Annotated in this window: 19 protein-coding genes, 1 tRNA gene and 3 pseudogenes; 11 read left to right on the top strand and 12 right to left on the bottom strand. The window is 56.3% G+C overall.

Features of this window, described 5'->3' with window-relative positions:
- Positions 1–10: 10 nt before the first annotated feature.
- Positions 11–247 (bottom strand): DUF4170 domain-containing protein, encoded by a 237-nt coding sequence (locus tag ACQY4M_RS17145; protein ID WP_428546648.1) that lies wholly within the window; start codon positions 245–247, stop codon positions 11–13.
- A gap of 194 nt (positions 248–441) precedes the next feature.
- Positions 442–1668 (bottom strand): IS256 family transposase, encoded by a 1227-nt coding sequence (locus tag ACQY4M_RS17140; protein WP_428539582.1) that lies wholly within the window; start codon positions 1666–1668, stop codon positions 442–444.
- Between the two features lie 185 nt (positions 1669–1853).
- Here ACQY4M_RS17140 and ACQY4M_RS17135 point away from each other — a divergent pair, with 185 nt between their 5' ends.
- Complete coding sequence (locus ACQY4M_RS17135) at positions 1854–3113, top strand: mechanosensitive ion channel domain-containing protein (RefSeq protein ID WP_428546645.1); 1260 nt, start codon at positions 1854–1856, stop codon at positions 3111–3113.
- A gap of 71 nt (positions 3114–3184) precedes the next feature.
- Positions 3185–3259, top strand: a tRNA-Gln gene (locus ACQY4M_RS17130).
- 30 nt (positions 3260–3289) lie between these two features.
- Here ACQY4M_RS17130 and ACQY4M_RS17125 read toward each other — a convergent pair.
- The 5 genes and pseudogenes from ACQY4M_RS17125 to ACQY4M_RS17105 form a co-directional block, all read right to left on the bottom strand.
- Positions 3290–3616, bottom strand: coding sequence for a hypothetical protein (locus ACQY4M_RS17125; RefSeq protein ID WP_428546642.1), 327 nt, complete (start codon positions 3614–3616; stop codon positions 3290–3292).
- A 76-nt stretch (positions 3617–3692) separates the two neighbouring features.
- Positions 3693–4259 (bottom strand): annotated as a pseudogene (locus tag ACQY4M_RS17120) (transposase); the annotation flags it as partial.
- Positions 4260–4317: 58 nt separating this feature from the next.
- A protein-coding gene (locus tag ACQY4M_RS17115; protein WP_428539245.1) for an IS3 family transposase occupies positions 4318–5450 on the bottom strand; the annotation gives its coding sequence in 2 pieces (ribosomal slippage) (positions 4318–5198 and positions 5198–5450; 1134 coding nt in all).
- Positions 5451–5517: 67 nt separating this feature from the next.
- Positions 5518–6083, bottom strand: a pseudogene (locus ACQY4M_RS17110) (helix-turn-helix domain-containing protein); the annotation flags it as partial.
- A gap of 40 nt (positions 6084–6123) precedes the next feature.
- A complete protein-coding gene (locus ACQY4M_RS17105; protein ID WP_428546639.1) occupies positions 6124–7074 on the bottom strand; it encodes an MFS transporter in 951 nt (316 codons plus the stop codon).
- A 94-nt stretch (positions 7075–7168) separates the two neighbouring features.
- On the opposite strand from ACQY4M_RS17105, the gene ACQY4M_RS17100 reads away from it, so the two are divergent.
- Positions 7169–8038, top strand: coding sequence for a LysR substrate-binding domain-containing protein (locus tag ACQY4M_RS17100; RefSeq protein ID WP_428546636.1), 870 nt, complete (start codon positions 7169–7171; stop codon positions 8036–8038).
- Positions 8039–8171: 133 nt separating this feature from the next.
- Here ACQY4M_RS17100 and ACQY4M_RS17095 read toward each other — a convergent pair whose 3' ends face one another.
- The 4 genes and pseudogenes from ACQY4M_RS17095 to ACQY4M_RS17080 form a co-directional block, all read right to left on the bottom strand.
- A complete protein-coding gene (locus tag ACQY4M_RS17095; protein WP_428546633.1) occupies positions 8172–9554 on the bottom strand; it encodes an ATP-binding protein in 1383 nt (460 codons plus the stop codon).
- Positions 9551–9679 (bottom strand): annotated as a pseudogene (locus ACQY4M_RS17090) (winged helix-turn-helix domain-containing protein); the annotation flags it as partial. The pseudogene ACQY4M_RS17090 and the gene ACQY4M_RS17095, both read right to left, overlap by 4 nt.
- 146 nt (positions 9680–9825) lie before the next feature.
- Positions 9826–10869, bottom strand: coding sequence for an IS5 family transposase (locus tag ACQY4M_RS17085; RefSeq protein ID WP_428539227.1), 1044 nt, complete (start codon positions 10867–10869; stop codon positions 9826–9828).
- A gap of 75 nt (positions 10870–10944) precedes the next feature.
- Positions 10945–11499 (bottom strand): response regulator transcription factor, encoded by a 555-nt coding sequence (locus ACQY4M_RS17080; protein ID WP_428546630.1) that lies wholly within the window; start codon positions 11497–11499, stop codon positions 10945–10947.
- A gap of 145 nt (positions 11500–11644) precedes the next feature.
- Between ACQY4M_RS17080 and ACQY4M_RS17075 the strand changes: the two genes are divergently transcribed.
- The 5 genes from ACQY4M_RS17075 to ACQY4M_RS17055 all read left to right on the top strand — a co-directional run bounded on the left by ACQY4M_RS17075 (position 11645) and on the right by ACQY4M_RS17055 (position 16528).
- Positions 11645–12070: a PepSY domain-containing protein gene (locus ACQY4M_RS17075; RefSeq protein ID WP_428546627.1), complete on the top strand. Its 426-nt coding sequence runs from the start codon at positions 11645–11647 to the stop codon at positions 12068–12070.
- Complete coding sequence (locus ACQY4M_RS17070; protein ID WP_428546623.1) at positions 12067–12675, top strand: cytochrome b/b6 domain-containing protein; 609 nt, start codon at positions 12067–12069, stop codon at positions 12673–12675. The genes ACQY4M_RS17075 and ACQY4M_RS17070 overlap by 4 nt, the downstream gene beginning before the upstream one ends.
- Positions 12676–12864: 189 nt before the next feature.
- Positions 12865–13332, top strand: coding sequence for a DUF2271 domain-containing protein (locus ACQY4M_RS17065; protein ID WP_428546620.1), 468 nt, complete (start codon positions 12865–12867; stop codon positions 13330–13332).
- A 30-nt stretch (positions 13333–13362) separates the two neighbouring features.
- Complete coding sequence (locus ACQY4M_RS17060; protein ID WP_428546617.1) at positions 13363–15573, top strand: PepSY domain-containing protein; 2211 nt, start codon at positions 13363–13365, stop codon at positions 15571–15573.
- On the top strand, positions 15563–16528 hold the full coding sequence (locus ACQY4M_RS17055; protein WP_428546614.1) for an FAD:protein FMN transferase: 966 nt from the start codon (positions 15563–15565) through the stop codon (positions 16526–16528). Before ACQY4M_RS17060 ends, ACQY4M_RS17055 begins: the two co-directional genes overlap by 11 nt.
- Positions 16529–16752: 224 nt before the next feature.
- Here the strand turns inward: ACQY4M_RS17055 and ACQY4M_RS17050 are convergent, their stop codons facing one another.
- Entirely contained in the window at positions 16753–17979 is a 1227-nt protein-coding gene (locus ACQY4M_RS17050) for an IS256 family transposase (protein ID WP_428539582.1), read from the bottom strand.
- 533 nt (positions 17980–18512) lie between these two features.
- Here ACQY4M_RS17050 and ACQY4M_RS17045 point away from each other — a divergent pair.
- The 3 genes from ACQY4M_RS17045 to dapF all read left to right on the top strand — a co-directional run bounded on the left by ACQY4M_RS17045 (position 18513) and on the right by dapF (position 21534).
- Positions 18513–19184 carry an IS1595 family transposase gene (locus tag ACQY4M_RS17045; RefSeq protein ID WP_428546611.1) on the top strand — a complete coding sequence of 224 codons (672 nt, stop codon included), beginning with the start codon at positions 18513–18515 and terminating at the stop codon, positions 19182–19184.
- Positions 19185–19283: 99 nt separating this feature from the next.
- Positions 19284–20327: an IS5 family transposase gene (locus tag ACQY4M_RS17040; RefSeq protein WP_428539227.1), complete on the top strand. Its 1044-nt coding sequence runs from the start codon at positions 19284–19286 to the stop codon at positions 20325–20327.
- A gap of 409 nt (positions 20328–20736) precedes the next feature.
- Positions 20737–21534, top strand: a complete 798-nt coding sequence (dapF, locus tag ACQY4M_RS17035; protein WP_428548234.1) for a diaminopimelate epimerase — start codon at positions 20737–20739, stop codon at positions 21532–21534.
- The last annotated feature ends 1 nt before the right edge of the window (position 21535 follow it).

Raw genomic sequence — 21535 nt, 5'->3', positions numbered from 1 at the left:
TCCCTGCCTATCAGCCGTCCAGCTCTTCGGTGGGCGAGGCTTCGACCTTTTCGTCCCGAAGGCGGTGGATATGGGCGATGAAATAGCGCATGTGGGCATTATCGACCGTGCGGTGGGCCTCGGCCTTCCAGGCGGTTTCATAGTTCGGGAACATGCCGACGATATGGATATCGTTCACGTCTTTGAAGGCGTTCTTGGTGGGGTCGATCAATTCGCCGCCAAAGACGAGGTGCAGGCGTTGGGTCATGGGTGTTCGCTCCGATATGGTTTGTGTCCGGTTTGCAGGGACAGTAGTGGATTGGCGCGGGGCGAGAAAGAGATTCTATGCCTGCGGCGCGGATATTTATAGAACAGTAATGGGTCAGGCAAGTTCGCGGTTGTGTCTCGAAAGTGGTGGAAATTGATTTCAGGCACCTCCGAGCGGGTTGAGTTATGCGCCGGTCAGGCGGCTTGGTCAAGGGTTGCGTCGGCGACGGGCTGAGCGAGCGTTTCCCAGCCATCGACCTTTCGCATGACGATCTGCCCCGAGGCCATCAGAGCCCAAAGCAGCATCGGCACGGTCTCGGCGCATGGCAGCACGGTCTGGGTCTTGATGCGGCGGCGGAATTCCTCGTTCAGGCGTTCGATCGCATTTGTCGTTCTGGCCGATTTCCACTGGCCTTGTGGCAGACGCGTGAAGGTGAAAAGCTTATCTCCTGCTTCTTCCAAGCTGTCAGCGACGGCCTTGCATTTCAGCCGCCATTTTCGCAGAAATGCCTTGCGGCGGGTGGCGATTTCCTCGGGTGTTTTGGCGTAGATCATGTCGCGGTAATCTTCTGTCAACTCATCATGCATACGCTTGGGTGCCTTGGCCAGAAGGTTGCGGTGCTTGTGCACCGTGCACCTCTGGATCGGCAGATCTTCACCCCAGAGGGCAATGAGAGCGACCTCAAGTCCCGGTGCCCCGTCCACGATGACAAATTCGGGCCGTTTCAACCCGCGCGCATCCAGATCGTTGATGAACTGACGCCAGGCGGAGGTGCTTTCGCCGCCCATGTTCATCAGTGATAACAAGACCTTCTGCCCATCCCGGCGCACGCCAATCGCGGCCAGAACCGAGATATTGGTGGCCTTCCTGTCAATCCGCGTTTTGATCACGGTGCCGTCCAGGATCAGCCGCACGATGTCTTCATCCGCAAGGCTGCGGGCGCACCACGCCTGCCAGTCCACCTTCACCTTGCGCCAGGCGCGGCTCACCACATCCTTGCTGACCGCCCCCTGAAACAGGCCGAACAGGGCGCGTTTTACCCGCCGTGTGTTGGTGCCCGAAAGGTAGACAGCAGCGATCAGCGCCTCGGCCTTCTTCGTCAGCCGCTGGTAGCGGGGCAATGCCTTCGAGCGCCATTCTCTGGCCTTGCCGGCCTCGCCTGTGATCCGCGCACGCGGCACGCGCACCGTTTCGGTTCCAAATGTTCCGACCAGTTGCCGCTCGCGATGCCCGTGGCGGTATCCGGCCTTTGCCCCGCCGCTGCGGCCATACCGGCAACGGCCCAGAAACTGCTCCAGCTCCTCTTCGAAAACCGCCTCGATCGTCGCGCGGATGTTCTGGCGCAGCCGGTCTTCAATCGGGTCATAGCCTGCTTCATTGGCCAGTAGCGCGGATGTCGATGTTGCTGTATTCTTTGTCATGGCGTGATCTCCTTGGCGGTTCCAGCCGCCGGTTGGGTGGCTTCGATGCACCCGGAGATTACGCCGTCCTCGAATTTCCACCAAACTCGCGACACTACCTTTTAAAAGGTCAGGATTATCTGACTGGCATTGCAAATCCGGCGCGGCTAAGGTCGCGCCAGATTATAAACAAACGGATTGCCGCAATGCACCTGATCAAAAGCCTGCTTATACTTCTTCTGTTGTCCTTTCCTGTCAGCGCACAGGACAGTGCCGCCCAGCCCACCGGCACGATCGAGGTCGAGGACAGCGCCCAGCAGGACGCCGCGATTGCCGTGCGTCTGCGCGACATCCTGAGCGAACTTGAAGGCTATGACGATGTAACCGTCACCGTTTCCTCGGGTATTGTGTCGCTGCGGGGCACGGCACTGGATGGCGAGGCCATCACGCGACTGGGCGAGTTGGTCAGCCGCGTGGATGGTGTTGTTACCATTGAAAATGAAGTCACAGAAACCACCGACGTTGTCCAGCGCCTGAACCCGGCGATCGAGCGTTTCGTCACCCGCATCAAACAGGCCGTCGCATTTATTCCGCTGGCGTTGGTGGCGCTGGTTGTTTTTGCACTGATCGTTTTTGCCGGCTTCGCCCTTGCCCGTCGCAAACAACTATGGGACGGGTTGGCCCCGAATGCCTTTATTGCCGATATCTATCGACAGATCATACGGGTTGCCACGATCATTGCCGCAGTCGTGGTGGCGCTGGATATTGTTGGTGCAACGGCGTTGCTGTCAACCATCCTCGGGGCGGCCGGGATCATCGGCTTGGCCATCGGTTTTGCGGTGCGCGACACTGTGGAAAACTTTATCGCGTCGATCCTGCTGTCCATGCGCCAGCCGTTTCGCCCCAATGACCTGATCGAAATCGGCGGCGATATGGGCAAGGTCATCCGCCTGACATCGCGGGCAACGATTCTGTTGTCGCTGGATGGCAATCACATTCGCATCCCCAACGCCACTGTGTTCAAAAGCCGGATCATCAACTATACCCGCAACAAATCGCGCCGGTTTACCTTTGATCAGACAGTAGACGCCAGCAAAGGGCTGAAACAACAGCGCCGTGTGGTTCTGGATGCGATAAAGGCTTTGCCCTTCGTGCTGGAAACCCCGTCCCCGAATGTATGGATTGAATCCGCCGATGGCGACAAAGCCGTATTGCGTGTCTCAGGTTGGGTGGATCAGCGTGAATCAGACGTGTCGCTGGCCCGGGGTGAGGCCATACGAAAAGTGCGGGATGCATTGTTGGAAGCTGCGAAAAAACCTGCAGCAAGTGCGAAACGAAAGGCCGAAAAAGAGTCGGTTGAAAATGTGGGCACCGCAGAAACCGAAGAACTGGAGCGCATGATCGCGTCTGAACGCGGCGAAACCAAAGCAGGGGACCTGCTAAACAGGGATGCGATGGAAGAATAATTCGAGCGAGTGAATTTTTCTCATTTCGGGGCTTGAAGAGTCTCGCGGTCCATCGTATTTACCCGACAAGTTGGGACGTGGCCTAGTGGTAGGGCAACGCTTTTTGGTAGCGCAGATCGTAGGTTCGAATCCTACCGTCCCAGCCAAACACTTTCTGCAATGCAGCAAAAAGATATTTACAATGCCATTGTGGTGCTTGGTGTCTCCGCCTTAAGGAACAGGACCAATAGGCCTGCTCCAACGGCCAGCCAAACTGAAACGATCCAAACTAAATCATAATTGGCAGTGACTGTAACAATGTAACCTCCAATAAATGCGCCCATTGCCCCGCCTAGGGCATGGCCAGCTGAAATCAGGCCCATCGCGAGGCCCATCATCTTAACTCCAATATGGCTTGCGACCAAACTGGCGGTCACCGGCACGGTGGCATAATCTACGGTTCCAAATATGAGGGCAAACACAAACAGCATCTCGATAGAAGTCCCCGGAAGACGGCCGAGCAAGATTGTCCGTCGTCATATAAAATGGGACATCAGAGCGGTTTGAGATTTGGAGGCTCTGGTTCGTTTGTGTGATTGATTATGCAGCTTGTTTTTGATGTTGCAAGCGGCGTTGTTGGATTGTCTGTTTCTTGATCTTTTCCCTTTCTCTGATGATGGTTTTGTCACGCTCAAAATAGACGTCGGCGGGCGTGACGTTGTTTAGGCTCTCGTGGTACCGTTCGTTATTGTAGAATTCGACGAAGGCCTCAATCTGGCGTTCCAGATCGCCGGGCAGGTAGTAGTTTTCCAGTAAGACCCGGTTCTTCATGGTCTGGTGCCAGCGCTCGATTTTGCCTTGAGTTTGTGGATGGAACGGGGCTCCGCGAACGTGACCCATTTTATGATCATCCAGCCAGTCGGCCAGATCACCCGAGATGTAACAGGACCCATTGTCACTGAGCAGGCGTGGCATGTGCCGCACAACCGCCTGGTCGCATCCTGACGCTGCCAGAGCCAGCTCAATCGTATCAGTCACATCCTCGGCCCGCATGTTGGTGCAGAGCTTCCACGAGATGATATAGCGGCTGTAATCATCCAGGATCGTGCTGAGATAATACCAGCCCCAACCGATGATCTTGAAGTAGGTGAAGTCGGTCTGCCACAGAGGTGGTCCCACTTTTTTGACCAGTCAGCAGCCAGTTTAAGATGGATCAGGGTTTCATTTAGGCTGCCAAACTCATTGGTTTTGTTTTTCTGTCATAGGCTTCATCCGGGGTCAATATTCCGTGGGTGGAATGCGGGCGCTCGGTGTTGTAGTAAGCCAACCATTTCCCGATCCCGGCGCGGGTCTGCGAACCCGTTTCAAATGCGTTGAGGTAAATGCATTCGTATTTCAAGGATCGCCAAAGCCGCTCGATCATCCGGTTATCGACCCAGCGACCTTTGCCATCCATCGAGATTTTCACGTCGGCTTCTTTCAGCGCCTGCGTCCATTCAAACCCGGTGAACTGGCTGCCCTGGTCGCTGTTCATGATATCGGGCTTGCCGTATTTGGCCATAGCCTCTTTCAGGGCTTCAACGCAAAAATCTGCCTCCATGCTGTTTGACAATCTCCAGCTCAAAACCTTGCGGCTGTGCCAGTCCATGATCGCGACCAAATAGAGGAACCCGCGCTGCATCGGAATGTAGGTGATATCTACGCACCACACATGGTTTGGACGATCAATCGTCAGGTCTCGCAGCAGATACGGGTAGATCTTATGCTGCGGATGTTTCTTGCTCGTGTTGGGCGTCTGGTAGATCGGAACCAACCGCATCAGCCGCATCAAACGGCGGACCCTGTGGCGACCACACTTGTAACCTTGGCGCTGCATGTGCCGGGCCATTTGCCGTGATCCATACCACGGCGTCTGCAAGAATTGCTTGTCGATTATTGTCATGAACCGCAAATTTTCAGCACTTTCGCCTTTTGGCTGGTAATACAGGTTCGAGCGCGCCAGAGAAAGTAGCCCGCATTGTCGTCGCACACTCAGATCATGCTCACGGCTCACCATTTTTTGCCTCGCTTCCCGAGCAACTGTTGCGAGGCGTTGGCTAAAAAATCCCGTTCCACGACCAGCTGACCAATCTTGGAGTGCAGCTTCTCAATCTGGGCTTCATCAACCCGATCAGGATCACGGCCCCGTCTGGAAAATGCCGTGGCCATGTTTTCAATCGCTGCTCGTTTCCATGTGCCAATCTGGGTTGGATGCACACCATACTTCTTCGACAGCTCCGCCATCGTCATTTCCTCGCGGATTGCTTCAAGCGCAACGCGGGCTTTGAATTCGGGAGAATGGTTCTTTCGTTTCGTCATTTTGAATCGTCTTTCTCATAAGTCGATCCACCTTAACAACTGGTCCGAATTTCCGCGACCACCTCTGGATGCGGTTCCAGACAGACTTGGGCCGGGGTGAGCGATCCGCCAACGCATCAAGACCACCTTCGACATAAGCATCATACCAACGGTAAAATGTGGTGCGCGCAATACCCAGCATGTCGAGGGTTTGCTTCACAGGCAGATGTGATTTTTCAACGGTGTCGATAATCGACAATTTCTCAGATGCAGGATATCTCATTCCTCGTACCCCCCAGCCCCTGTCATGCTTTTTTTGAGCAGGCGGTTTTCAATGGTCAGATCGGCTACGCATTCTTTCAGGGCCATAGATTCCGAACGCAACTCTTTGACTTCTGGTGATGTCGCCTGACGAGCAGTGTCGCCAGAAAGTCGCCGCTTGCCTGCTTCGAGGAATTCTTTGGACCAGCTATAATACAGGCTTTCCGCAATGCCCTCACGACGGCACAGCGCGGATATGCTTTCCTCTCCTCGAAGGCCCGCTAAGACAATGCGGATCTTCTCCTCGGCAGAATAGGTTTGTCTGGGTTTGCGGCGGATATTCTTTACCAGCTTATCTGCCGCTGCTTTACTCGTTCCGGATTTCTTGTTCATCTTCACTCCTTGACGGTTACGATGAACCAGAAATCCTCCGTTAGCTAAACCTTAAATCTGTCCCACGAGTGCTGACGTCAGACAGCAAGATGAACGTCAGCGCCCTGAGGATATAGATTGCTGCTAAAAGCATTGGGCGATTTACGCGATCTGTAAGCCATCCCGCGGCGATCATACCGACGAGGTTGACGAGCGAAAGCAGGCCGTAAGCGGTGGCGCTTGGGATTGGCGGGAATCCACAAAACGACGCAAACGGAAGAAGATGGGTTTCGATCACGCCTGTCGTGGTGAAGCCACAAATCAGAAAGCTCCAGAATAACAGATGGAATGCTGGCCGCTGTACGATCACGGTAAAGTCCTGCCACATGCTTGTGGGCGGTTCATCCAATACGATCTTTTCATCTGGAACAATATCGGATCGCATGCTCATGCGAATGCAGGGGATCAGGGCGAGGCTGGCAAATGCCAATGCGCCAAAACTCCAACGCCAACTGGCGAATGTCAGTAACGCTGCAATCAACGGGACGATCAGAAACTGCCCACCCGTCGCCCCAGAGGTGCCGATTCCCGTTGCCAATCCCTGATTGGCAGAAAAGCTGCGGGTGACGGCGGTGGCAACAACATGCGTAGCGACGATGCCAAATCCGATTGCGCAAAATCCGGAAAAGCCAATGACAAACATTAGCTTGCCATTCATCAAAGCTACACAGCCGCAGCCAATGCCCAATAGACCCATACCAAGATTGAGAGTGAACTGTGATCCACGACGATCCACCAAACGGCCAGCAAAGGGGGCAACCATGGCCATAACAACCAGTGCGGCCGCGCCGACACTTGATATATAACTGCTGGTCCAGCCAAATTCGGCCTGCCAAACCGGCATAATAAGTCCAAGGGCTGCACGGCTGGAAAATGCCAATGACAGCGCGAGAAAGCCAAAGACAACAACTGTCCAGTTTTGACGAAGTCGTGTGGGGGTGGTTTCCGGCATTGGCGCCTCCTTACTATACGCTAAGTGCCATAAACTCTTGCCCACTGCCTAACGAGAAACTGGCCAATTGACTTTAGCTGATCTAAAGTGATGCATGGCTATTCGAATACAGGATTATTATACATTCCATGTCGTCGCGCGTTGCGGCGCGATGCAGGACGCTGCACATGAACTTGGCGTCACGCCCGGTGCAATAAGCCAGCGCATCCGCGCAATTGAGGAGCGTCATGGTCAGCGCTTGTTTACACGCAGCAAGAATGGCATTGCGTTGACCGTTGCAGGGCAAGCCCTTAAATCAGAGGTCAGCGCGGCCTTTGCAGTGATCGAAACTGCCCACGACAAACACATTACAAACCGCCATGGTGCAATACGGATCAGTGTATCCGCGACCTTCGCTCACTCAGCGCTCGTTTCTAGTTTGGGTAGGTTTTCAGACCTACACCCAACAACAAAGATATCTGTAGAAACAGAAGATCGTTTGGTTGATCTCAAATCAGAACCAGTTGACCTCGCTATTCGCCATGGGTTGGGAAATTATGCGGGTTTGGTATCAGAATGGCTTTGTTCACCAGTGTTGATTTTGGTCGCCAGCCCAACTCTTCTTGAAAAATACGGAACACTCGATCACCCAACTGATTGTCTTCGCTACAAATTACTACCGGATTCAACAGGCAAGGATTGGTCAATCTGGTTCGAGGCACAAGGCATTGATGCAAGCCAAGCGGCTTATGGTACGCAATACGGGAACGATTTTCTGACCGTCAAAGCGGCTGTCGAAGGGCAGGGGTTAGCATTATTGAACGACATCTATGTTAAAGAAAGCCTGGCGTCAGGACATCTGGTCCGCGCGCTGGATTCTGCTTGGCCGACCGCATTTGCCTATTATGCTGTTGCATTGAAAGAAGTTTTGGAAAGACCATTGGTCTTAACGCTTGTTGACTGGTTAAAAAAAGATTTGAGGTAGCGGAGGGCTGTAGCAACATATTAATATATGCCGGCAAAGTCCGTCTAGCAGCCCTTGTCAGTATCAATGATCGCTTTGACGCGCCACACCGCAGCATACTGGACAGCGATCGAGGCCATCGAAGAGCCGTCGCTTAATGCCCATTTTCCCAGGATGATCCACTGGTGTCAGATTCTTGATCGCTGAACGTGATCTGTGGCAGATGCAGTATAACCTGAACCCCGTCGTTACGTCCTGTTGCAGGCGATGAAATATCCAATTTTCCGCCAATGCCATTGGCAATAGTATTCACAATTGCCAATCCCAACCCACTGCCTTTGGCGCTGCTATCGCCGCGGGCAAACCGCTGCGTCAATACACCCAGAACCTCGGGTGGAACCACTGGACCGGCATTAACCACAGTCAATGTGCCATCCTGTATCAATGTGACGTTGACAGGCAAATTTCCATCGCCGTGGCGCAGGGCGTTTTCCAGCAGGTTGCGGGTGGCAATGGCAAATGCATCTGCATCAACCCGCGACATCACCGGTTTCGGTGGCAGATCCAGCATCAGCCGGTTGCCATTGTCGGTATGCGCCAGATCATCCACCACCATCCGCAGCACCATCGCCAGATCATGCGGCGTATCGCTTAGCAGATTGGCCCCTTCGGCCCGCGCCATCTGCATCAGCTTTTCCGACAGACGGTTCAGCCGTTTCAGCGATGCCTCGATGTCGTCTGCCCGCTTGCGGGTGCTGTCCTCGCCGGTTTCCGCGCTCAGCCGCTGCGTCTGGGCCAATGCCGCTGCCACAGGTGTGCGCAGTTCATGGGCGGCGTTGGCAGCAAAGCTGCGTTCGGCCGCCAGCGTGCGTTGCAGACGGGCCAGCAGGGCATTGACCGCTTCGGCCACGGGGGTGATTTCATCTGGTAAACCGCCAGTATCAACCGGCGTCAGGTCATTGCCATCACGGCTGGCCACCCCGGCACGAAACCCGCGCAAGGGGCGCAGCATCAGGCGCACCAGATACCAGATCCCGCCCAATGTCAGCGGCAGCAGGATAAACAACGGCAGGCCCAGCGCCATCAGGGTTTCGCGTGACACTTCGGCGCGGTGGTCCAGCGGTTCGGCAATGGCAATGTTGAATTCCCCGCTAAGGGCCGCGTCGTAATACAGCCGGTGGGTGGCTGTTTGGACAAAGCCGATGTCGGAATAGGGCGGGAAATCGCGAATATCGGCGTCATGCGAACGCAACAGCACCCGTCCTGCCTTGTTGCGCACCACATAGGTCAGGAATTCGTCATGTTCACGCAGTGTGGTGATCAGTTGTTCGGTGCCGTCATCCTCGCGTTCGAACACGTCCTGAACGGCCAAAGGCAGGATGCGTTGTGCGGTTTCCTGAAGGGCGCTGTCAAAAACTTCATCGATTTCGCTGCGAATGGTGGCTGCGGTGATTAGCGAAGTCGCAATCCACAAAACCGCCACCCCCAGCCCGATCGCCAGCGCCAGCCGTGCCTGGAGGGAGGATGGCAGCCTCATGCTGCTCCTCCCAGCCTATACCCCATGCCACGCACGGTTTCGATGGTGCCTTTGTCCAGCTTCTTGCGTAGGCGGCTGACATGCACTTCGATCGTGTTGCTCTCGACCTCGGTATCAAAGGGGAACCTCTGTAAATTCCCGTTTTCGCCTTCTTCGCGGCGGGGTGGACGGTTTTTCGCCTGTCCCGCCTGATTGCTTCGGATCATAAACCCATTTTCACCGGTTTCAAGCCGGTTTTGGGTATTTCAGGCACACCTCACCCCATGAACCCTTATCCCGGCGCCGCCAGGCCGCATTCGAACTGGACGAAGCGCTTCATGTTGTAGACCAGGTTCATCATCCCGATGCGAAATCGCGCCCGCTTCAGGCCGATGGAGCGGATCAGCTTGCCGCCCATGGAGCGCTCCTGAAAAGCGAATACATGCTCGACCCGGACCCGCACTTTCGAGCGCCTCCGGTTGGCCTTTTGCTGGCGCTCGCCAAGCGGCTTGCCGCGCCTGCCCTTGTGATGGATATGGCTGTGAAGCCCCCGCTCTTCCAGCTCGCTTTCGATCTTTTGCGAGCGATAGGCGCTGTCGGCCCACAGGTCCGATGAGGTGTTGCTCGCATCAATCAGACCGGCAAGCGCCTGGCTGTCATGCACGGCGGCATCGGTGACATCATAAGCGCGGATGAATTTGTGCCGCCGGTCGACATTGATGTGGTTCTTGTAGCCGTAATAGCTCTTGCCGTGCTTCTTCGTCCAGCGCGCATCCACGTCCTTCTGGCGCTTCTTGTGGGGTTTTTCCTCCCACTCTTCAGGCGTTTCGCCCGCCTTGATTTTCTCGTTCTCGTCCCTTTTGTTGTGCTGGCGCGGCGCCGGAACGATGCTCGCATCAACAATCTGCCCGCCCATCGCCAGATAGCCCTTTTCGCGCAGAAAGGCATCGAACTTGTCAAACAGCTCCTTCATCTTCCCGGCCCCGGCCAGCCTTTCACGGTAGGCCCAGATGGTCTTGGCGTCAGGTACGCTGTCTTCAATGCCAAGGCCGAGAAACCGCATGAACGACAGGCGGTCGCGGATCTGATACTCGATCTGATCGTCAGAGAGGTTGTAGAGCTGCTGCAAAACCATCGTCTTGAATATCAGCACCTCATCCCAAGGCGGGCGGCCAGCGTTGGATTTGCGCTGTTCGGGCGGCGTGCGCCATATGGCCTTCAGCTCGTCCCGGTAATCCTCGAACGGCACCATGTCGTTGAGCAACACCAGCGGATCACCAGATTTGTCCAGTCCCGCGTATCGGCTGGAAAGATCAAAAAATCCCATCTGACCCATGACAAAACCCCGTCGGTCGAATCATTTTCATCCTGATGACGATTCTACCCCGTCAGGCCGGATTTTGGGGGATTTTTAGAGGTTCCCAAAGGCATAGAGCCTTTCCTCGAGCTGGGCCTTGGACAATATCTGCCCCGGACGCTGAACGAAGGCCTCGAACAGCACCCATTCGCGCGCGGTCAGCCTGACCGGCTTACCGTCGCGGCGCACCGATTTGGCAGCCAGATCGATTTCCAGGTTTGCAATTTTTATCAGAGGGTTGGGATTGCCGGAATAGCGGCGTGCAACGGCGGCCAGACGTGCCGAAAGTTCAGACAGATCGAACGGTTTGACCATATAGTCATCCGCGCCCGCATTCAGCCCCTCGATCCGGTCGCTGATCTGGTCCAATGCAGTCAGAATAATCACCGGCGTGACATCGCCCCGCCCGCGCAAGTTGCGCAGAAACGGCAGGCCGCGCCCGTCAGGCAACATCAGATCCAGCAATACCAGATCATAGGCCGCACTGGCCAGATAGTCGCCAGCTTCGTCCAGTCGGGTGACCCAATCGACCGAATGGCCCTCGGCATTGATCTGGTCGCGCACACCTGCGTCCAGCACCGTATCATCCTCGATCAATAAAACCCGCATCTGTTGTCCTGCCATGAATACTCTGCGCCCCTCTATCTTGCACAAAGCTGACAGCCACCTGAAGCAGAAAAGAATAAATCCTTCAGGTTGGGGTCAGGAATCGCGCGCATAAAACAGGCAGCTTTACCCGAAACGGGAGATGGAAATGAAAATATCGCTAATGCTCGCCAGTGTTCTGGCCGCCATGTCGGTGGGCACCCTTGCCTATGCCGATGATGGAGATTGCTATGTGCCGATGTCGAATTGGCAATCGCGCGAAGCTGTGCGCAACATGGCCGAGGCACAGGGTTGGAACGTGCGCCGCATCAAGATTAATGATGGTTGTTACGAAGTCAAAGGCTATGACGCCTCGGGGCGGAAAATTGAAGCCAAGATTGATCCGGCGACTCTGGCTGTTATCGAAATGGAGTATGAGGGTCGAAAGTACCGTGAAGAGGATGAAGAAGACGACGCTGATGATAACGGTACTCGCAGCAGCAATGGTGGCAATGTGGCCCCGATAACGCCCGCCAATCCCCCCGATAATGGATTGTTCGCGCCGGGTGGCAAGCCGAAGGTGATTATCCAATGATCAAAGTCTGGGATCCTCTTCTGCGGCTGTTCCACTGGAGCCTTGTTGCCAGTATCGCAATAGCATGGCTGACCAGTGAAGATGGCGAAGCCTTGCACGAATGGGCCGGTTACGCCGCCCTTGGCCTGATTGCTTTTCGTCTGGTTTGGGGTTTGATTGGCCCGCATTATGCCCGTTTTACCCAGTTCATTTGTGGCCCGAAAGAGGTGATCACATATACCAGGGATATTCTGGGAAAACGCGAAAAGCGTTACATCGGGCATAATCCCTTGGGGGCTATAATGGTGGTTGCCCTGTTGGCGACCACGGCAGCCACAGGTGTCACCGGCTGGCTGATGGTGGAACCGGAGCGCATGTCAATGCTGCCCGAAATGCCTGCCTTTGTCACACCGGCCTATGCCGATTCCGATGAGGAGCGCGAATATGGCGAGGGAGATGAGAAAGTGCTAAAGGATATTCACGAACTCTTTGCCAACCTGTTATTATTATTGATCTTTCTTCATGTATCCGGTGTGATCTATGCCGGCAGACACCACAAAGAAAATCTGGCACGCGCAATGGTTACCGGCAAAAAACGTGCCCCAGAACATGATGATATTTCCTGACGGTCTCACGTTCACTCACAGAACGTCCCCAGGCCCCGTTTCTTGTCCGCAAGAGCGGGGCCACTTTTCAGGCAAACCCGAATTTCCAAAGCTGACAGCAACCTGAAGCAGTTTCTTGCAAAACGTCAGGTAAGGGTCAGGCGGGGGCGTCAAAACGAATGCAAGAAAACGAAATCTGGAGACTCTGAAATGAAAACTCTAATATCTATACTGGCTCTGACGACAGCAATTGCCACCCCGGTCGCCGTTGCCGCCAAACCGGTTACCATTACCGCGCAGATGAAAAACTATCGCGGCTCCGGCGCCTATTTGGCGATCTATGTCGCCGACAAAAGCGGCGCTTACAAAGGCACCCTGTGGATGGCTGGTGGCAAGTCGAAATATTACAAGCATCTTTTGGGCTGGCAGCGCGCCACACGCGGCGACCGTGGGCAGGTGCGCGGCATCACGGGCGCCAGCGTTGGCGCGGGGCGCACGCTGAAAATCACCCTTGATCTGTCGGATGCGCTGTTTGATGCGGGCTACACGATGCATGTGGACGCTGCTGTCGAGGATTATCGCGAGAGCCCTTCGGACGTGGTAATACCGCTGAACAGCGCCAATGCTGGCAAACCGGCACGCGGCAAGCATTTCATCAGCAGCTTTAGCTTCGAGTAAACCCAGCCCCCCGTGATAAGGATACCCGTGATGCTGCGTTCTCTGCATAAATACGCCGGTCTGTTTGCTACCGTTCTGGTGCTGGTTTTGGCCATCAGCGGTATAACCCTTTCGGTTATTCCCGCATGGAACAAAATTCAGGCCCCGGCCATGATCGAATCCAGCCTGAGCGTGGCTGATCTGGCGGCGCGGGTATCCACAAATTATCCGGGGGTCGAGCAGATCAAACGCGCACCTTCGGGCCGCATCACCGCCTATTATTTTGAAGGTGATGTGGCCGGTGCGGTGGTGGTTGATCCCGCCACCGGCAAAGGTGTTGCCGATTATGACACCTCGCCGGTTGTGCAATGGCTGACCAGCCTGCACCGTTCGCTGTTGCTGGGGGATGGTGGCCGTCTTACCGCGGCAATCGGCGCGTTGGCCATGCTGTTCTTGTCAATCTCGGGTCTGTTTCTGGTGGCACAGCGCATGGGGGGCTGGCGGCAGTTCTTTGCCCGCACCCGTGGCCCGCTGGTCGGTCGTTTACATGTGGAAATTGGCCGTATCGTTGCGGTGGGTCTGATTATGGCTTCGGTGACCTCGCTTTACATGGTCGCCAATACATTCGAGGTTTTGCCACAGGAAAACACCACCCCCGATTTCCCGGCCGAAGTCAGCGGTGAAATGGGCCTGAATCCGGCCGAGATGCCTGCCCTTGCAACCATCCCCGTCAGCCAGATGCGCGATCTGACCTTTCCCTATGCCGATGATCCGACCGATGTTTACACCATCAGCACGGACAGTGGCGAAGGCTATGTCGATCAGGGCACCGGTTTGATGCTGGCATGGCAACCTCTTGGTGCGTGGCAGCAAGTGTTCGAATTCATCTATATGCTGCACACCGGTCAGGGTGCGTGGTGGCTGGGGCTGATTATGGGCCTGATGGTTCTGGGTGTGCCTGTTATGGCGACAACCGGTGTGATCATGTGGTGGGCCGCCCGTCGTGCCCGTCCGATAATGCCCAAAGGTGCGGCGGCCAAGCAGGCCGATACGGTCATCCTTGTCGGTTCCGAAGGGGGCAGCACATGGGGCTTTGCCGCCACGCTGCAAGACGCGCTAATGGCACAGGGCCATTCGGTCCACGCCGCCCCGATGTCGCGGTTTGATCCGGAAAAATACACATCCGCCAAACAGATCATTCTGCTGGCCGCCACCTATGGGGATGGTGCGGCCCCGTCCTCGGCCAAAAGGTTTATGGATCGGCTGATTGCCCTGAAAACTGCCCCCGCCGCAAAACTGGCCGTTCTGGGCTTTGGTGATCGCCAGTTCCCCGCCTATTGCGCCTTTGCGCAGCAAGTGGTTGAGCAGGCAGAGGAAAAAGGCTGGGATCAACTAATTCCGATGGATACGGTTGATCAGCAATCGCCACAAGATTTTGCCCGCTGGGGCATGGCGCTGGGTCAGACGCTGGGCCATGAACTGGAACTGGTGCATGAGCCCGCACAGCCCAAAACCCGCCAGTTGACCCTGATTTCCCGCCGCGACTATGGCCAGGAGGTACAGGCCCCCACCGCGATCCTGCGCTTTGCTTTGCCTCGCACGTCCCTGCTGGAGCGTCTACGCGGCCGTGGCTGGAAACGGTTCAAAGCCGGTGATCTGCTGGGCATTCTGCCCCATGGCTCGGACATCGCGCGGCTTTATTCGCTGGCCAGCGGCACCCGTGACGGTTTTGTCGAGATTTGCGTCAAGAAACATACACATGGGCTGTGTTCTGGTCAGTTGCTGGATCTGCAAATCGGCGACAGCATCACCGCCTTCATCCGCCCCAACCCCGATTTCCGCCCCGCCCGCAACAAAAAGCCGGTGATCCTGATCGGGGCTGGCACCGGTATCGGCCCGCTGGCCGGCTTTGCCCGCGCCAACACCAAACAGCGCCCGATGCATCTGTATTTCGGCATCCGCCACGAAGCCTCCGACCTGTTCTATGGCGAAGAAATGCCCGCATGGCAGGACGGCGGCCATCTGGAAACCGTGAACATTGCCGCCTCGCGTACCGAACAACGCGCCTATGTGCAGGACATCCTGCGCCGTGACGCCGCCAAAATTGCCGCCCTGATCGAGGATGGTGCGCAAATTCTGGTCTGTGGTGGGCGTGAAATGGCCGCCGGTGTGACGCAAGCCCTGAACGATGTGCTTGCCCCGCACGGGCTGTGCCCGATCGAACTGAAAGAGCAAGGAAGATACGCCGAAGATGTCTATTGAACTGACCCATATCAAAATGGGCGGCCCTGTCATGGGCACCCGCTGGACCGCCGATCTGGGCCTGCCTGACGGGATTGATCCCGCAGCCGTTGAAACCGCGCTGGCCGATGCGGTGGCGCAGGTGGATGCGCAGATGTCCACTTGGAAAGCGGACAGTGACCTGATGCGCCTGAACGCGGCACCGGTCGGGGAGTGGGTGGAAACCCCGCCCGAACTGATGCAGGTGCTGGTGCGCGGGCTGGAAATTGGTCAGGCCTCGGACGGGGCATTCGACATCGGGCTGGGTGATCTGGTCAATGCCTGGGGTTTTGGGGCCGATAATGCCGACGAAATCGCGATCCGCGCCAATCTGGGCCAACCGCGACGCCCTACACACGAGCTTCTGGAACTGGACGAACAGGGCATTCGCGCCCGCAAGTTGGCCCCGCTGGCGCTGGATCTGTCCGGCATCGCCAAAGGATACGGTGTGGACCGGATGATGCAGGCTTGCGATGATTTCAACATCCCTTCGGCCCTTGTGGCACTGGACGGGGAGCTGCGCGCCAAAGGTGTGCAACCAGACAGCACCCCTTGGAGTGTGGTAATCGAAAAACCCGCCTATGATGTCCGCCTGCCGCTATCGATGCTGGAATTGCAGGACGCGGCCGTGGCCACATCAGGCGATTACCGCCACTGGGTCGAAGTTAGCCAAACCCGGTTTTCCCACACGATGGACCGCCGCATGGGTGGCCCCGCACAGCCTGGCATTGCCGGTGTCACTGTGGTAGCGTCAGACGGGATGACGGCGGATGCGATGGCCACCGCCATTCTGGTTTTGGGGTTGTCCGATGGACGTGCATTTGCCCGAAAGCACGGGGTTGATTGCCTGATACTGGAGCGTGCAGGTAGCGAGTTGCGCCAGCACGGTGTCGGGCCGCTATTTGATCCTTTAATCCAGTGTTCGGCGGAATCGTAAAAGCGCCAACAGGCCGAAACCAAATGTGAACAGCAGCATTGCAGCCATGGGTGCGCTGACCGCTTCCAGACTGGCCCCCTTAAGCATCACCGCGCGTATTATTCGCAGGAAATGGGTCAAGGGAAACAGTTCGCCAATGTATTGCGCCCAGACGGGCAGGTTGTGTCTCGAAAGTGGTGGAAATTGATTTCAGGCACCTCCGAGCGGGTTGAGTTATGCGCCGGTCAGGCGGCTTGGTCAAGGGTTGCGTCGGCGACGGGCTGAGCGAGCGTTTCCCAGCCATCGACCTTTCGCATGACGATCTGCCCCGAGGCCATCAGAGCCCAAAGCAGCATCGGCACGGTCTCGGCGCATGGCAGCACGGTCTGGGTCTTGATGCGGCGGCGGAATTCCTCGTTCAGGCGTTCGATCGCATTTGTCGTTCTGGCCGATTTCCACTGGCCTTGTGGCAGACGCGTGAAGGTGAAAAGCTTATCTCCTGCTTCTTCCAAGCTGTCAGCGACGGCCTTGCATTTCAGCCGCCATTTTCGCAGAAATGCCTTGCGGCGGGTGGCGATTTCCTCGGGTGTTTTGGCGTAGATCATGTCGCGGTAATCTTCTGTCAACTCATCATGCATACGCTTGGGTGCCTTGGCCAGAAGGTTGCGGTGCTTGTGCACCGTGCACCTCTGGATCGGCAGATCTTCACCCCAGAGGGCAATGAGAGCGACCTCAAGTCCCGGTGCCCCGTCCACGATGACAAATTCGGGCCGTTTCAACCCGCGCGCATCCAGATCGTTGATGAACTGACGCCAGGCGGAGGTGCTTTCGCCGCCCATGTTCATCAGTGATAACAAGACCTTCTGCCCATCCCGGCGCACGCCAATCGCGGCCAGAACCGAGATATTGGTGGCCTTCCTGTCAATCCGCGTTTTGATCACGGTGCCGTCCAGGATCAGCCGCACGATGTCTTCATCCGCAAGGCTGCGGGCGCACCACGCCTGCCAGTCCACCTTCACCTTGCGCCAGGCGCGGCTCACCACATCCTTGCTGACCGCCCCCTGAAACAGGCCGAACAGGGCGCGTTTTACCCGCCGTGTGTTGGTGCCCGAAAGGTAGACAGCAGCGATCAGCGCCTCGGCCTTCTTCGTCAGCCGCTGGTAGCGGGGCAATGCCTTCGAGCGCCATTCTCTGGCCTTGCCGGCCTCGCCTGTGATCCGCGCACGCGGCACGCGCACCGTTTCGGTTCCAAATGTTCCGACCAGTTGCCGCTCGCGATGCCCGTGGCGGTATCCGGCCTTTGCCCCGCCGCTGCGGCCATACCGGCAACGGCCCAGAAACTGCTCCAGCTCCTCTTCGAAAACCGCCTCGATCGTCGCGCGGATGTTCTGGCGCAGCCGGTCTTCAATCGGGTCATAGCCTGCTTCATTGGCCAGTAGCGCGGATGTCGATGTTGCTGTATTCTTTGTCATGGCGTGATCTCCTTGGCGGTTCCAGCCGCCGGTTGGGTGGCTTCGATGCACCCGGAGATTACGCCGTCCTCGAATTTCCACCAAACTCGCGACACTACCGAGGCCTCCAGTTTACCCGCTGTGTTTTTCCACTAAATCCGCGGAATACACTTCTCGTTTCTTGATTGGATGGGTTTGCAAACTCGTATCCTTCAGTAATTCTGATTTTGTAAATGATCATGGCAATTGCCTTTCTGATAGAAAGATTTGCCGTATTTGGTCTAATATTTCAATAGCTTCCTATCTTTAGGTTGTATTTCTCAATATAATATTGATGCCATTTTAATAACTCCCTGCGCGCAATCACGTATGCTGATGCTTGCCGGCAAGAAATCGAGTTTCAGCCCCTACGATATGTGCCAAAATAGGAAGGGATATATTTCAATCAATGAACCGTCGAAGCAAATATGGATGATATTTCTGACGTAAGCAGGATTAGTTTTGGGTCATGCCTAGCTGAGTGACAATAAATTGTCATAAGGCTATGAAAAGGCATGAAGAATAGATACGCACACGGTTCCCGCGTTTCAGAGAAGAAATTCCGCGAGATTGTTCGGTATTTTGCCGCTGATCTGACGGCCACCCAGGCTACCCAGCTCTCGGGTCTCAACCGCAATACCGTCAATCGGTTTTACCGCGCTTTGCGCGAGCGTATCCTTTTGGCCTGCGAGGCACAGCGTCCGATGTTCGGCATCATAGAAGTGGACGAAAGCTTCTTTGGCGCGCGACGTGTGAAAGGCAAGCGCGGACGCGGGGCTTATGGGAAGACGACCGTGTTTGGCGTCTTCGAGCGTGACGGAAAGGTCTACACCGAGATCGTACCGGACTGCTCAAAGCCAACCCTGCAAGGGATTATCCGCGGTCGGGTTGATCCGGCATCCGTGATCAACACAGACGGCTGGCGCGGCTATAACGGTTTGGTGGATTTGGGATACGGGCACTTCCGTGTCGACCATTCCAAGGATGAATTCGCGCGTGGCCGCGTGCACATCAACGGCATCGAAGGCTTCTGGGGATTGGCCAAACTACGCCTTGCCAAGTTCAAGGGCCTTCCCAAACACACCTTCCATTTGCATCTCAAGGAAACAGAATGGCGCTATAATCATCGCAACTTGAACAAGTACAAGATACTGCTAAGCTACCTCAGAGAAAACCCGCTCAGCTAGGCATGACCCTTAGGGAACCTCTAAAAATCCCCCAAAATCCGGCCTGACGGGGTAGAATCGTCATCAGGATGAAAATGATTCGACCGACGGGGTTTTGTCATGGGTCAGATGGGATTTTTTGATCTTTCCAGCCGATACGCGGGACTGGACAAATCTGGTGATCCGCTGGTGTTGCTCAACGACATGGTGCCGTTCGAGGATTACCGGGACGAGCTGAAGGCCATATGGCGCACGCCGCCCGAACAGCGCAAATCCAACGCTGGCCGCCCGCCTTGGGATGAGGTGCTGATATTCAAGACGATGGTTTTGCAGCAGCTCTACAACCTCTCTGACGATCAGATCGAGTATCAGATCCGCGACCGCCTGTCGTTCATGCGGTTTCTCGGCCTTGGCATTGAAGACAGCGTACCTGACGCCAAGACCATCTGGGCCTACCGTGAAAGGCTGGCCGGGGCCGGGAAGATGAAGGAGCTGTTTGACAAGTTCGATGCCTTTCTGCGCGAAAAGGGCTATCTGGCGATGGGCGGGCAGATTGTTGATGCGAGCATCGTTCCGGCGCCGCGCCAGCACAACAAAAGGGACGAGAACGAGAAAATCAAGGCGGGCGAAACGCCTGAAGAGTGGGAGGAAAAACCCCACAAGAAGCGCCAGAAGGACGTGGATGCGCGCTGGACGAAGAAGCACGGCAAGAGCTATTACGGCTACAAGAACCACATCAATGTCGACCGGCGGCACAAATTCATCCGCGCTTATGATGTCACCGATGCCGCCGTGCATGACAGCCAGGCGCTTGCCGGTCTGATTGATGCGAGCAACACCTCATCGGACCTGTGGGCCGACAGCGCCTATCGCTCGCAAAAGATCGAAAGCGAGCTGGAAGAGCGGGGGCTTCACAGCCATATCCATCACAAGGGCAGGCGCGGCAAGCCGCTTGGCGAGCGCCAGCAAAAGGCCAACCGGAGGCGCTCGAAAGTGCGGGTCCGGGTCGAGCATGTATTCGCTTTTCAGGAGCGCTCCATGGGCGGCAAGCTGATCCGCTCCATCGGCCTGAAGCGGGCGCGATTTCGCATCGGGATGATGAACCTGGTCTACAACATGAAGCGCTTCGTCCAGTTCGAATGCGGCCTGGCGGCGCCGGGATAAGGGTTCATGGGGTGAGGTGTGCCTGAAATACCCAAAACCGGCTTGAAACCGGTGAAAATGGGTTTATGATCCGAAGCAATCAGGCGGGACAGGCGAAAAACCGTCCACCCCGCCGCGAAGAAGGCGAAAACGGGAATTTACAGAGGTTCCCCTTAGTTTTTCTTTCCTAAGCGGATAAACTCGGCTTTTCCAACATGGCCTGCACGAAGTATTATCTATTACCAGAGTCTTAAGCCAGCAGCTCAGGATTATCGCCCTGCCACGTTTTTCATGCTGCGCCCGTTTCTCATTTAAGCGGCCAAGTATCTTCCCGCCCCGAAACAATCCCAATCTCTAACTGGAATTCATCGCGCAGCCCCGTTATACGGCGCTTATGCAGACGAGGAATCCTCATACCTCCCTGCCGTTCATGAAGATGCACGGTCTGGGCAACGACTTTGTGGTCATTGATTCACGAGGGCAGAAGGATTGCGTCACGCCGGAACTGGCCCGCGCTGTGGGGGATCGGCATACCGGCGTCGGATTTGACCAGTTGGCGGTTGTTCTGGACGGCCCTGGCGATGCACATCTTGTGTTTTACAATTCCGACGGATCAACCGCGGGTGCCTGTGGCAACGCCACCCGCTGTGTGGCCCGTTATCTGATGAATGAAACCGGCAAGGCCGAACTGCACCTGACCTCCGCGCGGGGTGATCTGTATGCCATGGATGCCGGCGATGGTCTGACATCCGTCAACATGGGTCCGCCACAACTGGACTGGCAGGACATCCCGCTGGCCCGTGAAATGGACACGCTGGAACTGCCGATTGACGGTGCGCCCACCGCCACCGGCATGGGCAACCCGCATTGCACCTTTTTCGTGGACAATGCTGAAGCCGTGGACCTGCCCACCTTTGGCACCGTGCATGAACACCATCCGCTTTACCCAGAACGCACCAATGTGCAGGTGGCCAGTATCATTGGCCCCGATCACATCCGCATGCGGGTGTGGGAACGCGGCGTGGGGATCACGCTGGCCTCTGGCTCGTCCTCTTGCGCCACTGCCGTCGCGGCGGCGCGGCGGGGTCTGACCAGGCGCAAGGTGCAGGTTGATCTGGATGGCGGCACCCTGTGGATTGACTGGCGTGACGATGGCGTCTGGATGACCGGCGCAACGATGCATGTGTTTGACGGCGTGTTCACTGCCGACTTCCTGAAGGGGCTTTGAC

It is taken from the genome of Profundibacter sp. (assembly GCF_965277155.1).
Lineage (GTDB): Bacteria > Pseudomonadota > Alphaproteobacteria > Rhodobacterales > Rhodobacteraceae > Profundibacter.
Note: the sequence above shows the minus strand (reverse complement) of the source record. Positions and strands in the feature narration are given on the sequence as shown.

Excerpts from the sequence above, each read along its gene's own strand:
- ACQY4M_RS17145 (WP_428546648.1), bottom strand. The coding sequence starts at position 247 with ATGACCCAACGCCTGCACCTCGTCTTTGGCGGCGAATTGATCGACCCC.
- ACQY4M_RS17140 (WP_428539582.1), bottom strand. The coding sequence starts at position 1,668 with ATGACAAAGAATACAGCAACATCGACATCCGCGCTACTGGCCAATGAA.
- ACQY4M_RS17135 (WP_428546645.1), top strand. The coding sequence starts at position 1,854 with ATGCACCTGATCAAAAGCCTGCTTATACTTCTTCTGTTGTCCTTTCCT.
- ACQY4M_RS17105 (WP_428546639.1), bottom strand. The coding sequence starts at position 7,074 with ATGCCGGAAACCACCCCCACACGACTTCGTCAAAACTGGACAGTTGTT.
- ACQY4M_RS17100 (WP_428546636.1), top strand. The coding sequence starts at position 7,169 with ATGGCTATTCGAATACAGGATTATTATACATTCCATGTCGTCGCGCGT.
- ACQY4M_RS17095 (WP_428546633.1), bottom strand. The coding sequence starts at position 9,554 with ATGAGGCTGCCATCCTCCCTCCAGGCACGGCTGGCGCTGGCGATCGGG.
- ACQY4M_RS17085 (WP_428539227.1), bottom strand. The coding sequence starts at position 10,869 with ATGGGTCAGATGGGATTTTTTGATCTTTCCAGCCGATACGCGGGACTG.
- ACQY4M_RS17080 (WP_428546630.1), bottom strand. The coding sequence starts at position 11,499 with ATGCGGGTTTTATTGATCGAGGATGATACGGTGCTGGACGCAGGTGTG.
- ACQY4M_RS17075 (WP_428546627.1), top strand. The coding sequence starts at position 11,645 with ATGAAAATATCGCTAATGCTCGCCAGTGTTCTGGCCGCCATGTCGGTG.
- ACQY4M_RS17070 (WP_428546623.1), top strand. The coding sequence starts at position 12,067 with ATGATCAAAGTCTGGGATCCTCTTCTGCGGCTGTTCCACTGGAGCCTT.
- ACQY4M_RS17065 (WP_428546620.1), top strand. The coding sequence starts at position 12,865 with ATGAAAACTCTAATATCTATACTGGCTCTGACGACAGCAATTGCCACC.
- ACQY4M_RS17060 (WP_428546617.1), top strand. The coding sequence starts at position 13,363 with ATGCTGCGTTCTCTGCATAAATACGCCGGTCTGTTTGCTACCGTTCTG.
- ACQY4M_RS17055 (WP_428546614.1), top strand. The coding sequence starts at position 15,563 with ATGTCTATTGAACTGACCCATATCAAAATGGGCGGCCCTGTCATGGGC.
- ACQY4M_RS17050 (WP_428539582.1), bottom strand. The coding sequence starts at position 17,979 with ATGACAAAGAATACAGCAACATCGACATCCGCGCTACTGGCCAATGAA.
- ACQY4M_RS17045 (WP_428546611.1), top strand. The coding sequence starts at position 18,513 with ATGAAGAATAGATACGCACACGGTTCCCGCGTTTCAGAGAAGAAATTC.
- ACQY4M_RS17040 (WP_428539227.1), top strand. The coding sequence starts at position 19,284 with ATGGGTCAGATGGGATTTTTTGATCTTTCCAGCCGATACGCGGGACTG.
- dapF (WP_428548234.1), top strand. The coding sequence starts at position 20,737 with ATGAAGATGCACGGTCTGGGCAACGACTTTGTGGTCATTGATTCACGA.